Origin of the sequence: Methylophilus sp. 3sh_L (genome assembly GCF_046766015.1) — a bacterium.
In the GTDB taxonomy this organism is placed as follows: domain Bacteria; phylum Pseudomonadota; class Gammaproteobacteria; order Burkholderiales; family Methylophilaceae; genus Methylophilus.
This window is the reverse complement of record NZ_JBKOUF010000002.1, coordinates 395,713-408,185: the sequence shown is the minus strand read 5'-3', so window position 1 is coordinate 408,185 and position 12,473 is coordinate 395,713. Positions and strand designations below refer to the sequence as shown.

Annotated in this window: 12 protein-coding genes; 6 read left to right on the top strand and 6 right to left on the bottom strand. The window is 51.3% G+C overall.

From position 1 onward, the window contains the following. Positions 1-30: 30 nt before the first annotated feature. Together ACIDF8_RS07495 and ACIDF8_RS07490 are read left to right on the top strand one after the other, a co-directional pair. The gene (locus ACIDF8_RS07495) at positions 31-288 is read left to right on the top strand and encodes a hypothetical protein (protein WP_412009992.1); all 258 of its coding nucleotides are present in this window, start codon (positions 31-33) and stop codon (positions 286-288) included. Positions 289-530: 242 nt separating this feature from the next. Then, on the top strand, positions 531-779 hold the full coding sequence (locus tag ACIDF8_RS07490; protein WP_412009991.1) for a FitA-like ribbon-helix-helix domain-containing protein: 249 nt from the start codon (positions 531-533) through the stop codon (positions 777-779). Positions 780-891: 112 nt separating this feature from the next. Here the strand turns inward: ACIDF8_RS07490 and ACIDF8_RS07485 are convergent, their stop codons facing one another. From ACIDF8_RS07485 to cysK, 6 genes are all read right to left on the bottom strand, one after another. Next, complete coding sequence (locus ACIDF8_RS07485; RefSeq protein WP_412009990.1) at positions 892-1,869, bottom strand: sulfate/molybdate ABC transporter ATP-binding protein; 978 nt, start codon at positions 1,867-1,869, stop codon at positions 892-894. A 1-nt stretch (position 1,870) separates the two neighbouring features. Continuing rightward, the gene (cysW, locus tag ACIDF8_RS07480) at positions 1,871-2,761 is read right to left on the bottom strand and encodes a sulfate ABC transporter permease subunit CysW (RefSeq protein WP_412009989.1); all 891 of its coding nucleotides are present in this window, start codon (positions 2,759-2,761) and stop codon (positions 1,871-1,873) included. A 40-nt stretch (positions 2,762-2,801) separates the two neighbouring features. Beyond that, positions 2,802-3,635 carry a sulfate ABC transporter permease subunit CysT gene (cysT, locus tag ACIDF8_RS07475; protein ID WP_412009988.1) on the bottom strand — a complete coding sequence of 278 codons (834 nt, stop codon included), beginning with the start codon at positions 3,633-3,635 and terminating at the stop codon, positions 2,802-2,804. 118 nt (positions 3,636-3,753) lie between these two features. Further along, positions 3,754-4,623: an EAL domain-containing protein gene (locus ACIDF8_RS07470; protein WP_412010053.1), complete on the bottom strand. Its 870-nt coding sequence runs from the start codon at positions 4,621-4,623 to the stop codon at positions 3,754-3,756. A 71-nt stretch (positions 4,624-4,694) separates the two neighbouring features. Continuing rightward, positions 4,695-5,675, bottom strand: a complete 981-nt coding sequence (locus tag ACIDF8_RS07465; RefSeq protein ID WP_412009987.1) for a sulfate ABC transporter substrate-binding protein — start codon at positions 5,673-5,675, stop codon at positions 4,695-4,697. A gap of 261 nt (positions 5,676-5,936) precedes the next feature. After that, positions 5,937-6,920, bottom strand: coding sequence for a cysteine synthase A (gene cysK / locus ACIDF8_RS07460; RefSeq protein WP_412009986.1), 984 nt, complete (start codon positions 6,918-6,920; stop codon positions 5,937-5,939). A 307-nt stretch (positions 6,921-7,227) separates the two neighbouring features. Here cysK and epsC point away from each other — a divergent pair, with 307 nt between their 5' ends. The 4 genes from epsC to ACIDF8_RS07440 all read left to right on the top strand — a co-directional run bounded on the left by epsC (position 7,228) and on the right by ACIDF8_RS07440 (position 12,443). Then, positions 7,228-8,130 (top strand): serine O-acetyltransferase EpsC, encoded by a 903-nt coding sequence (gene epsC / locus ACIDF8_RS07455; protein WP_412010052.1) that lies wholly within the window; start codon positions 7,228-7,230, stop codon positions 8,128-8,130. A gap of 28 nt (positions 8,131-8,158) precedes the next feature. Beyond that, on the top strand, positions 8,159-9,073 hold the full coding sequence (locus tag ACIDF8_RS07450) for a family 2A encapsulin nanocompartment shell protein (RefSeq protein WP_412009985.1): 915 nt from the start codon (positions 8,159-8,161) through the stop codon (positions 9,071-9,073). Beyond that, the gene (locus tag ACIDF8_RS07445; protein WP_412009984.1) at positions 9,060-10,958 is read left to right on the top strand and encodes a family 2A encapsulin nanocompartment cargo protein cysteine desulfurase; all 1,899 of its coding nucleotides are present in this window, start codon (positions 9,060-9,062) and stop codon (positions 10,956-10,958) included. The genes ACIDF8_RS07450 and ACIDF8_RS07445 overlap by 14 nt, the downstream gene beginning before the upstream one ends. A 159-nt stretch (positions 10,959-11,117) precedes the next feature. Beyond that, positions 11,118-12,443, top strand: coding sequence for a TAXI family TRAP transporter solute-binding subunit (locus ACIDF8_RS07440; protein WP_412009983.1), 1,326 nt, complete (start codon positions 11,118-11,120; stop codon positions 12,441-12,443). Positions 12,444-12,473 lie beyond the last annotated feature (30 nt).

Below are 12,473 nucleotides of genomic sequence, written 5' to 3'. Positions count from 1 at the left end.
TTATTTTTAACCGTATTGGCTTTAGGCTTTGTGGCGCAAGTAAATGCTGCTGATTTACCGGATAACGAGCAAAGTGTTGGCCAGTCACATCACAATCACTTTATCGGGAAACGCCCCTACCACAAAATTATTGATAAGCCAGCCAAGGGTGCTGATCAAGCCTGGGAAGGTACTGGTTTAGTGGCTGAAGATCCGGAACAAGCTGAAAAGAAATTGATTAAACATAACCAACATCAAATGAATTTTATTGGTAAACGGCCATATGTTGCACCGCATAACCCTGACTAACATCTGGTTTACCAACCGATTTTAAATCTCTCTGTGTTACCCGCCTGTTTTTTGGGCGTTTTTTTTGTTCATTCGCACGCTAGAAAATCAAGAGACTGGCCACTCCACTTTTCATCGACTCAAAGGTGGGGAGTTTTGTTGAAAATTGGGAAAGTAGCTCAGAGTTTGAAGAGAAAGCGTCAATTTGACAGCATTTTTTTAAATGATAGCTTTTTTATGTGTTTATCATGGAGTGCTCAGATATGTCTGTCGTCACTGTCAGAAATTTACCCGAAGAAACACACCGCGCACTCAAGGCACGGGCGGCTCAGAACCACCGCAGTACCGAGGCGGAAATACGCTTTATTTTAGAAAATGCAGTGAGGCCTAAGCATGGAGTCATGCTTGGCTCATTGTTAACGGAAATTGGTCGTGAGGTTGAGGGCGTGGATATTGAGATTGAGCGAGACCAAACAGTTTGTAGGGTGGGCAACTTGTTGCCCACTCGTTGAAGTCATTCTCTACAAACGATGAGTTGCTTTCAGCCATTTAACAATCGTTGATTACCACAAATGCAAAAAAGCGCAGCCATAATCGCTGCGCCCTTGTATTTACTAAGTCAAATTAAAACACTCGCAATTGCGTCGGCTTCAAATACACCGTCTCGCCCTGCTTAAAACTTAACTGATTAAACTGCTCCCGGCCCAGCTCCACATCGACATATTGCTCGTTGTCTGCGCGCTTGATTTCCAAGCGCACCAGTGAGCCGACTGAATGCACGTAGGTGAGAGATCCAGCGATGGTTTGTGCGTCGGCTTCGCGGCTGACTGCAATTTCATAGGGGCGTACAAAGCCTTTGCCTTGCGGCGTTTCAAAGGCGTTTACATTGCCTAGAAACTCATACACAAACGGCGTGGCAGGGTTATCGTAAACAGCTTGTGGCGAGCCCACCTGCTCTACCTGGCCGTGGTTCATAACGACGATGGTATCGGCCACTTCTAGCGCTTCTTCCTGGTCGTGCGTCACAAATACACTGGTCACATGTAGCTCATCATGCAAGCGGCGCAACCAGCGGCGCAGGTCTTTACGCACTTTGGCGTCGAGCGCGCCAAATGGCTCATCCAGCAACAGTACTTTTGGTTCTACGGCCAAGGCACGCGCCAAGGCAATCCGTTGACGCTGGCCGCCTGAGAGTTGTGGTGGGTAGCGGTCAGCCAGCCAGTCGAGTTGCACCAGTTTAAGTAAGTCATGTACGCGTTTTTTGATTTCGGCTTCTGACGGACGCGTTTCTTTGGGGCGCACGCGCAGGCCAAAGGCGACGTTTTCAAACACAGTCATATGGCGGAAAAGCGCATAATGCTGGAACACAAAGCCGACCTGGCGCTCACGTACATCGGCATGCGTGGTGTCTATGCCATCAAACAGTACTTGACCGCTGTCTGGGGTCTCAAGACCGGCGATAATGCGCAACAGGGTGGTTTTACCGCAACCTGACGGGCCCAATAACGCGACGAGTTCACCAGACGGCACTTGCAAATTGATATCACGTAAGGCGCTAAACTGGCCAAAGCCTTTATTGATCTGTTGTATGGTAATGCTCATCTTAAGCCGTCACTTCCTTTTCAATAGCGGCTGCATCGCGGGATGCTTGCCATTCGACATAGGTTTTCAAAACCAGGGTTACCAGCGCCAGCAGCGTGAGCAATGAAGCCACAGCAAAAGCCGCCGCGTAGTTATATTCGTTATACAAAATCTCGACATGCAAAGGCATGGTGTTGGTGAGGCCGCGGATATGGCCGGAGACCACTGACACGGCGCCAAACTCGCCCATGGCACGGGCATTGGTCAGGATCACGCCATAAATCAGGCCCCACTTCACATTAGGCAGAGTCACATGCCACAGCATCTTCCAGCCAGAGGCACCCAATACCAATGCGGCCTCTTCCTCTTCTTTGCCTTGCGCCTGCATGAGCGGGATCAACTCGCGCGCCACAAACGGAAAAGTCACAAAAATCGTCGCCAGTACAATGCCGGGCACGGCAAACACGACTTTCAGGTCGTGATCGATCAACCATTCGCCAAACCAGCCTTGCAAGCCAAAAATCAGCACAAAGATGAGACCGGCAATCACCGGTGAGACCGCAAATGGCAAGTCAATCAGGGTAATCAAAAAGCTTTTGCCTCTAAAGTCAAACTTGGTAATCGCCCAGGCGGCGGCCACGCCAAATACCAGATTCAGAGGCACCGAGATCAACGAGGCGATCAGAGTCAGCTTCATCGCCGACAAAGCATCAGCTTCAGTGATCGCAGCCAGGTAAACGCCCCAGCCTTTGCGCAAGGCCTCGGTAAACACCGCAGCCAGCGGCACCAGCAAAAACAGACCTAAAAATGCCATGGCAAGGCCTATCAACCCCCAGCGGACCCAGGTAGGTTCTGAGGTCGCGCGCTTATACGCTACTTTGCCCTGATATTGTTGAAATTGTGTGGTATGCATAAAGGTTCTATTCAATTAGAGATTGAGCGAGTGCGGCCAATTATTTGCCGCCGTGACGGTGTGTACTCCACCATTGCAGCAAATTAATCAATAACAGCAATACAAACGAAATAACCAGCATCACCACCGCAATGGCGGTCGCCCCCGCATAATCATATTGCTCCAGCTTGGTGATGATCATGAGTGGCGTGATCTCGGAAATCATCGGCATATTGCCTGCAATAAAAATCACCGAGCCATATTCGCCAACCGCACGGGCAAACGCCAGCGAGAATCCGGTGAGCAAGGCTGGCCAGATAGCGGGCAGAATAATTTTGTAAAACGTTTGCCAGCGGTTAGCCCCCAGGCTGGCAGCCGCCTCTTCAGCCTCGGCACTAAAATCCTCTAGCACCGGCTGCACAGTGCGCACCACAAACGGCAAGCCAATAAAGGTGAGCGCCACCACCACGCCGAGTGGGGTAAAGGCGACCTTAATGCCATGTGGCTCCAGCCACTGGCCTAGCCAACCATTAGGGGCATAAATCGCAGTCAGCGAAATCCCGGCTACGGCAGTTGGCAAGGCAAACGGTAAATCCACCAGCGCATCTAGTACTTTTTTGCCAAAAAACTGATAGCGCACCAGTACCCAGGCAGTCAGCAGGCCAAACACCAGATTAATCAGCGCCGCAAGCAATGAAGCGCCAAAGGTTAATTTATAGGTGGCTACTACGCGCGGGGTCGTGACGACGGCCCAAAACTCGTGCAGACTGAGCTCGGTGGTACGCAGAAAAACAGCCGCTAAAGGGATGAGCACGATGAGGCTCAAATAGACCAGCGTATAGCCGAGCGATAAGCCAAAGCCAGGGAGTAAATGTTTCTTTTTATGTGATGCCATGATGTATGGTGATCCGTTAAACAGGCGCTAATATAGCTGCATTCTTTTAAATCATTAAAGAATGAATAATCATTAATTTATAAGCACCTGTTATATAAAAACGCCTTAGCTAGAGCAGTTAGGCAACTTTAGGCGTACGGTGCTGGTATTGGTCATTGATCACCTTGGCCACCACCGGTGCAGCCAGCAAGTGGCCCTGCAACACAGTCGCGCCAGCAGCAATGGCAATATCCAGTTGCTGCTGGGTTTCAATGCCCACAATGACTGGCTTACTGCCCAGATCGTGTACGCTGGACACCAGCCCCTTGAGCGCTTTGGCCAAAGCCGGTTGTTGCGCGGCCTGCTGAATCACCGAGACATCAAACTTGATAAAGTCATGCTGCACACTCCACAAACGGTACAGCTTGCTTTGGTGGCCGCCGACATGATCAAACGCAATCTGATAACCTAAGGCGCGGTAATTCTCGACGGCGGCAATCAGGTGCTTATCCTGCTCAATGAGCGACTCGTTGATTTCGAGTACAACCCGATGCGTAGGCACCGAATATTTATGCAGGATCTGTTCAAATACCTTGCCGTGAGCGCTAACCTCGAGCAGTAATTTCGGATGCACGTTTAAAAACAACAAGCCGTTTTCCTGGTGGATGGCCCGGTAATTAAGCACGTGCTGTGAGCGGCAGACGCGGTCAAACTGCACCAGCTTGCCGGACTGCTCGGCATAGGTAAAGGCAAATTCGGGCGTGCTCCCCAAAGTGCCAAACAACGAGGGGCGAATCAGGGCTTCATAACCATAAATATCGCCTTGCTTGGCGTCATAAATTGGCTGAAAAGCGGTTTTCAGATGCACGCCGATAAAGGTGCTTTCATATTCGCCCGAGCTGGCTTCCAGCAAGCCTAACTCTTCCAGATCCAGCGCAAGCACCTGCTTGAGTTCGGCGCGCAATTGCACAATGTGCTCCGGTTCCGGGGGTAACTGTTTTTGTGTCATCATGACTCCTTTCTGCGTTTAGGCATGCCTGCGCTAAGCTATGGTTTCCGCCAGGCAATAATGTTTAAACGCTATTTTTGATAAATCTGGTCGAAGATGCCGCCATCACTAAAATGCGTGTTTTCGGCTTCATTCCAGCTGCCAAACGCTTGTTTGACCGTAAACGTATTCAGCTTTTTAAAGCTGGGTTGGGCCACTTCGGCCACTTGTGGCCGTAAATAATGTTTGGCCGCCAAGGCCTGACCCGCTGGCGAAAAATGAAACTCAAGATAGGCTTGTGCCAGCTTGCGCGTGCCTTTTTTATCGACCACTTTGTCTACCAATGCCACCGGGTTCTCGGCCAGCACGGTGATAGACGGATACACCAACTCAAACTTGTCTTCACCCAACTCCTTTTGCAACAAATAAGCCTCGTTTTCAAACGTTACCAACACATCGCCAATTTCGCGCTGGGCAAAAGTGGTGGTTGCGCCACGGCCACCGGTATCCAGCACCGGCACATGTTTGAATACCTGGGTCACGAATTGGCGCGCCTTGCTGGCATCACCGCCTTTTTGCGTGATAAAACCCCAGGCACCCAAATAGCTATACTTGCCATTGCCTGACGTTTTTGGGTTAGGAATCACTGCTGCCACGCCAGGCCTGACCAGGTCATCCCAGTCTTTAATCTGCTTGGGGTTGCCTTTGCGTACCAGAAACACCGTAGGGGAAGCGCTGGGGACGCTGTTATTAGGCAATCTGGCCTGCCAGTTTGCCGGGATCAATTTGGCTTTTTGCGCCAAAATATCAATGTCGGCGCTACGGTTCATGGTAATCACATCTGCGGGTAAACCGTCGACCACGGCACGGGCCTGCTTGGTTGAACCGCCGTGTGACTGGTTAATGGTCACCGTTTCGCCAGTTTTTTCTTTCCAATACTGGATGAACGCAGGGTTGAATTCTTTGTAAAACTCACGCGTCACATCGTAAGAAACATTCAATAATTCAGCAGCTTGTACTGGCGCATGTGCCAGTGCAGCCCATAGCAATAAGTGACGGATAAAAGACGACATAAGAAACTCCCTGATCTCAATAGGGAGGCACTATAGCGGGAATTTTATAGTTTTAAAAAGAATAAAATAAAATATATTTATAACATAAAAGAATAATAAGACCCTTGGGCATAAAAAATGCCAGTGCAAGCACTGGCGTTTTCAATCCAGGCCTGAACAGGACCTCAGCAAATACTGTGACACTTTAAATTGAGAGACTTAAAATTGAGACACTTTAAGTCAAGACGCATTTAAGTCAAGACGCATTTAAGCCGAGACACTTTAAGCAGAAAGACTTAGCCCTTGCTCGTCAAATATTCCATCAAACAACACTGAACTCAAATAGCGCTCGCCGGAATCCGGCAAAATCACCACGATATTTTTACCCGCATGCTCAGGCAGGGAAGCGTATCTCACGGCTACCGCAACGGCCGCCCCGCAAGAAATGCCAGCCAGAATGCCCTCTTCGCGCGCCAGTCGTCTGGCGAATAAAATGGCCTCTTCATTTGTCACTTGTGCGATGTCATCTACCAGACTTAAATCCAGAATATCCGGCACGAAGCCTGCGCCTATGCCTTGGATTTTGTGTGGTGCTGGCGCGAGCGCTTCACCCGCCCTAAACTGGGTCAATACCGGACTGGCCGCGGGTTCTACTGCAACAGAGAGGATGTTCTTACCCTGAGTCTGTTTAAAATAACGCGAAACCCCGGTAATGGTACCGCCAGTGCCTACGCCTGATACCAGGATATCCACCTCGCCATTGGTATCGCGCCAGATTTCTGGGCCTGTGGTTTGCGCATGAATGGCCGGATTGGCCGGATTTTTGAATTGCTGCAACAACACATAGCGCTCAGGATCTGATGCAGCAATTTCTTCGGCCTTGGCCACGGCGCCTTTCATGCCTTTGGCGCCTTCAGTCAGCACCAATTTGGCACCATATGCAATCAGCAATTTACGCCGCTCAAGGCTCATGGTCTCCGGCATGGTTAAGGTAATGGGGATGCCACGTGCCGCAGCCACAAAGGCCAGCGCGATACCGGTATTGCCGCTGGTAGGTTCTACGATTTCTTTTCCAGGACCCAGCAAGCCTTTTTGTTCTGCATCCCAGATCATGGCCGCACCGATGCGGCACTTGACGGAATATGCCGGGTTACGGCCTTCAATTTTGGCAAAAATGGTGGCCTGACCAGGGGCGGTCAGGCGGTTCAGGCGCACGAGCGGCGTATTGCCGATGGATTGTGCGTTATCGTTAAACCAGTGTGACATAAAGGACTCTTTAATTAAAACAGTGACTTTAGTTTAAAAAGCGCCGAAGTAATTTAAAAATAATTTTTTAAGAGATAAATATATTTAATAGTTATATGAAGCTGGCTAGGGCCTGCTAATAACCGAAACACATAATCAATAAGCAACGATTCTAGTAGCCACCCTGTTCATTTGCTGCGGATTATTCTATAGTGGAAAGAGATTCATGCTGACCAGACAACTGGAAGCCAGTGACCCGCCAGGGCCACTGGCTTTTTTTTCGCCTGTCGTCAGCGATCGCGTACTTACTATGACTAAGGAATCCACGATGCAAGAAATTGCCATCGAGCACATCGTGCAACAACTGGCGGGCATCCGCGAACATGCATTGCAACAACGCCAGCGCTTGACACAACCACCCAAGCTGCCTTCACGTAAAGTGCTGGCCAGATGCGTGGAGGGCTTGGCTGCGGCGCTGTTCCCCAACCGGCTGGGTGATTCTGATATTCAGCCACATGCCATTAACTTTTATGTGGGGACCACGCTGGATAAAGCGTTGCGTGAATTACAACAGCAAATCCGGCTGGAACTGGCGTTTAAGGCAGCAGGCACGCCTGCTAGCGAATTTAATGAACAGGCGCATGCCCTGACGTTCACCTTTGCTGAACAACTGCCGGCGGCGCGTTTGCAACTGGATACCGACCTTGAAGCGGCTTACCAAGGCGATCCGGCCGCGGACAGTGTGGATGAAATCCTGGTCAGCTACCCTGGCATTCTGGCTTTGATTCATTACCGGCTGGCGCATGTTTTGCATCGCTTGGGCTTGACCATTACAGCACGCCTGATCACCGAAATCGCCCATTCGCAAACCGGTATTGATATTCATCCTGGCGCCCGTATCGGCGATTACTTTTTTATTGATCATGGCACTGGCGTGGTCATTGGTGAGACGGCGATTATTGGTAATCACGTCCGCCTGTACCAGGCGGTGACATTGGGTGCAAAAAATTTCCCCAAAGATGCCAATGGCCACCTGGTGAAGAAATTTGAACGTCATCCCATTCTGGAAGATTACGTGGTGGTGTATGCCGGGGCCACCATTCTTGGCCGCATCACCATCGGCAAACATTCGATTATTGGCGGCAATGTCTGGGTCACACGCAGCGTGCCCGCCAACAGTCACCTCACACAAGCGCATTCGGATGCCAAACCGATTCCGGCTGCGGCTTGATTTTTAACTATTGCAATAAGGAGACCCTATGTCAGAACAACCTTTTCAGAGCGCCTTAGGCGATGTCGCCGCACGAACGCTTGCTAACGCGACCAAATCGGTGCCCATGCTCAGCACCATCAGCCCGCGCTGGCTGGTGCATCTGCTTAACTGGGTGCCAGTAGAGGCCGGTATTTACCGCGTCAACAAGGCCAAAGATCCAAACGCGATTACGGTCGATTGCTCTAACAAAGATGAAAAAGAGTTGCCAGCCACCTTTGTGGATTATGAAGAATGGGGCCGCGAGTATGTGTTGAATGCGGTGAACACCGTGGTTGATGTACATACCCGCGTGTCTGACCTGTATAGCAGTCCGCATAACCAGATCAAAGAGCAATTGCGCTTGACCATTGAAGTGGTGAAAGAGCGCCAGGAAAGCGAACTGATCAACAACAAAGAATACGGCTTGCTCAACAATGTGGCCAAGTCACAAACCATCAAAACCCGCAATGGCTTCCCTACACCGGATGACCTGGATGAGTTGCTGACCAAAGTGTGGAAAGAACCCGCATTCTTCCTGGCGCACCCCAAAGCGATTGCTGCCTTTGGCCGTGAGTGCACCCGCCGTGGCGTGCCACCGCCAACCGTTTCGCTGTTTGGCTCACAGTTTCTAACCTGGCGTGGCGTTCCACTGATCCCAAGTGACAAGCTGCCTATCGTGAATGGCAAATCAAAAATCCTGTTGTTGCGCGTCGGCGAAAGCAAGCAAGGTGTGATTGGCCTGTATCAGCCAAACTTGCCTGGCCAACAAACCATGGGCTTGTCTGTGCGCTTTATGGGGATCAACCACAAAGCGATTGCGTCTTACCTGGTCTCGCTGTATTGCTCACTGGCGGTATTGACCGAAGATGCGATTGCCGTACTGGAAGATGTAGGAGTTGACCATTACTATGACTACAAGTAATTCTATAGACTTAGCCAGCTTTGAACCTGAAGCCATTTTGGCCTCACTGCCAGGTGAGCACCCTAAGATGACTGCTGCGCTGAGCGTGGGCCGCGAGCTGGAAAATACCGGGGTCCTCGATACTGCCACCCTGACGCAGCTGGTGAATGATCTCTATGCCGAAGGCTTTCCGGCTACCGCCCCGTTTGCGGCGGCAGACTTTGCGCAATCACTATCGGCGACGCATACTCCACAACCGACTGTGCCGCCTACAGACTCCCTCACTACGCAGTTAGTGCATGTGGGCGGCGCGGGCGGTACTGCGTCGCCAAGTTTTGCCCAAGCAAAGGCACAGCCAGTTAGCCAGCAGGCACAAGCCCAGCAATTGACGTATGCCCCTGGCATCGAAGCCTTGGGCAGTGACCCATTGCACAATCACCCTGCCCACCTGAATGTATTGCAGCCCGAGGCTGCTTTTCTGACCCCTGGCTCATTTGCCGGGACGGGCATTGAGATCCCTTACCAGCAAGAACTGGATCGCTGGCTGGGTGCGGGCGCAATTCAATCCCCTCCGTCTGCCGCCTCCTCCCAAACTGCGGCTAAACCGCCAGTAGCCAGCGCGCAATCGTTTTACTTTTTGCAAGCCGAGCCTGGGTTGACAGGCAGCCTGCCCGCTTCTGCGCACCCAGCCTTTGATGTGCATGCGGTGCGGCGTGACTTCCCTATCCTCAATGAGCGGGTGAATGGCCGTCAGTTGGTTTGGTTTGATAACGCGGCGACGACGCAAAAACCGCAAGTGGTGATTGATCGCATCAGCCATTTTTACCAGCACGAGAACTCCAACATTCACCGTGCCGCCCACGCCTTGGCCGCGCGCGCGACAGATGCGTATGAAGAAGCACGCGAAACCGTACGGCGCTTTATTAATGCGCCCTCGGTGAATCAGGTGATTTTTGTACGCGGAACCACGGAAGCGATTAACCTGGTTGCCAAAACCTGGGGCAAAAAGCATCTGGGTCAAGGGGATGAAATTGTAGTCTCGCATCTGGAGCATCACGCCAATATCGTGCCCTGGCAGCAGTTGTGCCAGGAAACAGGGGCAGTCCTAAAAGTGATTCCCGTAGATGACAGCGGCCAGATTTTGCTGGAGGAATACCAGAAACTGCTGACAGCAAGAACCAAGCTGGTGTCATTTACCCAGGTATCTAATGCCTTGGGTACGGTGACCCCCGCCCAGGAAATGATCGCCATGGCTCACAGGGCAGGTGCAAAAGTGCTGCTGGATGGCGCGCAATCGGTGTCACATATGCGGACCGATGTGCAAACGCTGGATGCTGATTTTTTTGTGTTTTCCGGGCACAAGATTTTTGGCCCCACGGGCATTGGTGCCTTGTATGGCAAAGCCGACGTATTGCAGGACATGCCTGCCTGGCAAGGTGGCGGCAATATGATTCAGGACGTGACATTCGAGAAAACGGTGTATCACGCCGCCCCGGCCAAATTTGAAGCGGGTACCGGCAATATCGCCGATGCGGTTGGACTAGGTGCTGCCTTGCAGTATGTAGAACGCCTGGGCATCGAGAATATTGCCGCCTACGAGCATGCCTTGCTGGAGTATGCCACGGCAGCCATGTGCCAGATCCCCAACCTGCGCCTGATCGGGACAGCCAAACATAAGGCCAGTGTGCTGTCCTTTGCGCTCAAGGGTTATCAAAGCGAAGAGATTGGTGCGGCGTTGAATGAAGAAGGCATTGCGGTGCGTTCTGGTCATCATTGTGCGCATCCAATTTTGCGCCGTTTTGGCGTAGAAACCACCGTCCGTCCCTCGCTGGCGTTTTACAACACCTATGAAGAAATTGACCGCATGATTGCAGTACTGCAGCGCTTAGCGTCTTATCACGCCTAGTGCCAGCCTAGAGCAGCCCCAGTCTTTGTTAGCTTTGTGTGGCAACGGCTGGGGCTACTTTTCATTTGATCAGGCTGTGACATTCGTGGCAAGCCTCTGTAGAATCAGCATGCCAGCCAACGTGCTCGCGATTCTTTAATCTCAAGACGCTTGAACCTCATGAAATTTGACCCGCGCAATAACAAATTTACTGCCATTTTCACGCGTGAAATGCTGGAAGCCACGCTGCCCTCCTTCCTGCTCATTTGCCTGGCGCTCTTTTTTGCCTATAAATTCATAGACCCTGCCCCCCCACGTAATATCGTGATTGCCACCGGGGAAGCCGACCTCAACTACAATGCGTTTGCCGCAATTTATGGGGTCTACCTTAAAAAAGAAGGCATTACTTTAGAGATCCGTAAAACGGCAGGCGATGATGAAAACCTGCGTTTGCTCAAGGACCCGGACTCGAATGTGGATATTGCTTTTATCCAGGATGGGGTTGCGCATAGTGAAGGCGCGGGTTCACTGTTGTCACTAGGCAGCTTGTATTACCAGCCAGTGTGGATTTTTTGCCGGTGTAAAACTGAAACCACGCATTTATCATCACTCAAAGGTAAACGCATCGGCATTGGCTATCCTGGCAATGGCACCCATTTTTTGGCCAATACCTTACTCACCGAAAGTGGCATCAACGCGACCAATAGCACGCTGGTGACCATCGGGGCAGAGGAAGCAGTGGCGGCGCTGCAGGCAGGCAAGCTGGATGCCGCTTTTTTTGTCGATGTCGCCAACTCCAGCGTAGTACGTGAATTGATTGCCGACAAGCACCTGACCATGGTGAGCATGGATACTGCAGAGGCCTTTTCACGCAAGTTTGCCTTTATGCATCATCTGGTACTACCTGAAGGTGCCATGGACCTGGCGCGCAATATTCCCAGTCATGATGTGCATCTGGTGGCGCCAACCGCGACGCTGGTGATTAAGGACAGCATGCATCCGGCACTGATTTATCTGATGATGAAAGTGATTGCTGAAGTGCATGGCGGACCCAGCATGTTTAACAGCAAAGGCGAGTTCCCTTCTGCCAAAGACACGGATTTTCCGATCAGTACGCAGGCATTGAATTTCTACAAGTCCGGCCTGCCGATTATTGATAAGTACCTGCCATTCTGGGCGGCAACATTCGTCAACCGCACCCTGATCGTGATCCTGCCATTGCTGGCTTTGCTGATCCCGCTGACCAAGATTATCCCGATGGTGTATGTGTGGCTGGTCAAGCGCAAACTGTTCCGTTATTACGGTGAGTTACGCTTTCTGGATACCCAGCTGCAAGAGATTAAAACTGCGGAGGATCTACGCCAGTGCATGGATAAGCTGAATGACATTGAAACCAAGGTGGTGAATGTCAAACTGCCGGTGCCTTTTTCACAGTATGCCTACGAGTTGCGTGCGCATATTGAGCTGGTACGTTCCAAGCTGAATCAGCGTAGCTTTGATAGCTAGGTGTTTGATAGTAAGGCGTTTAATTGCAAG

What these genes read in the sequence shown, in the direction of transcription:
- ACIDF8_RS07490 (WP_412009991.1), top strand. Translation starts at nt 531, where the DNA reads ATGTCTGTCGTCACTGTCAGAAATTTACCCGAAGAAACACACCGCGCA.
- ACIDF8_RS07485 (WP_412009990.1), bottom strand. Translation starts at nt 1,869, where the DNA reads ATGAGCATTACCATACAACAGATCAATAAAGGCTTTGGCCAGTTTAGC.
- cysW (WP_412009989.1), bottom strand. Translation starts at nt 2,761, where the DNA reads ATGCATACCACACAATTTCAACAATATCAGGGCAAAGTAGCGTATAAG.
- cysT (WP_412009988.1), bottom strand. Translation starts at nt 3,635, where the DNA reads ATGGCATCACATAAAAAGAAACATTTACTCCCTGGCTTTGGCTTATCG.
- ACIDF8_RS07470 (WP_412010053.1), bottom strand. Translation starts at nt 4,623, where the DNA reads ATGACACAAAAACAGTTACCCCCGGAACCGGAGCACATTGTGCAATTG.
- ACIDF8_RS07465 (WP_412009987.1), bottom strand. Translation starts at nt 5,675, where the DNA reads ATGTCGTCTTTTATCCGTCACTTATTGCTATGGGCTGCACTGGCACAT.
- cysK (WP_412009986.1), bottom strand. Translation starts at nt 6,920, where the DNA reads ATGTCACACTGGTTTAACGATAACGCACAATCCATCGGCAATACGCCG.
- epsC (WP_412010052.1), top strand. Translation starts at nt 7,228, where the DNA reads ATGCAAGAAATTGCCATCGAGCACATCGTGCAACAACTGGCGGGCATC.
- ACIDF8_RS07450 (WP_412009985.1), top strand. Translation starts at nt 8,159, where the DNA reads ATGTCAGAACAACCTTTTCAGAGCGCCTTAGGCGATGTCGCCGCACGA.
- ACIDF8_RS07445 (WP_412009984.1), top strand. Translation starts at nt 9,060, where the DNA reads ATGACTACAAGTAATTCTATAGACTTAGCCAGCTTTGAACCTGAAGCC.
- ACIDF8_RS07440 (WP_412009983.1), top strand. Translation starts at nt 11,118, where the DNA reads ATGAAATTTGACCCGCGCAATAACAAATTTACTGCCATTTTCACGCGT.